Origin of the sequence: Mycobacterium angelicum (genome assembly GCF_002086155.1) — a bacterium.
GTDB classification, from domain to species: domain Bacteria; phylum Actinomycetota; class Actinomycetes; order Mycobacteriales; family Mycobacteriaceae; genus Mycobacterium; species Mycobacterium angelicum.
The window spans coordinates 1-247 of record NZ_MVHE01000432.1 but is presented as its reverse complement, the minus strand read 5'-3'; the positions used below and the strand labels follow the sequence as shown (position 1 = coordinate 247).

The following is a 247-nucleotide window of genomic DNA, read 5'->3' as shown; positions in this document are numbered from 1 at the left end:
GATGATTATCCGGCTGGAATCACCGCACCGAGTCGCCTTTTTCACCGACGTCGAGATGGTCGCGTTGCTCACCGAAAACGCCGAGGGTGCCGACGACTTCATCCAACGCACCCTCGGAAACCTCGAGTCGGCCAGCCCGGCTCTGAAAACGACGCTATTGACCTTCATCAACCAGCAGTGCAACGCTTCTCGGGCCGCGAGACTTCTCTTCACCCACCGCAACACCTTGATGAACCGACTCGAGCCC

The 247-nt window shown here is 59.1% G+C and carries 1 protein-coding gene; it reads left to right on the top strand.

Features of this window, described 5'->3' with window-relative positions; translation table 11 throughout:
- Positions 1 to 247 (top strand): helix-turn-helix domain-containing protein (locus BST12_RS30135; protein WP_211281450.1); only part of this gene is annotated, 247 nt, incomplete at both ends.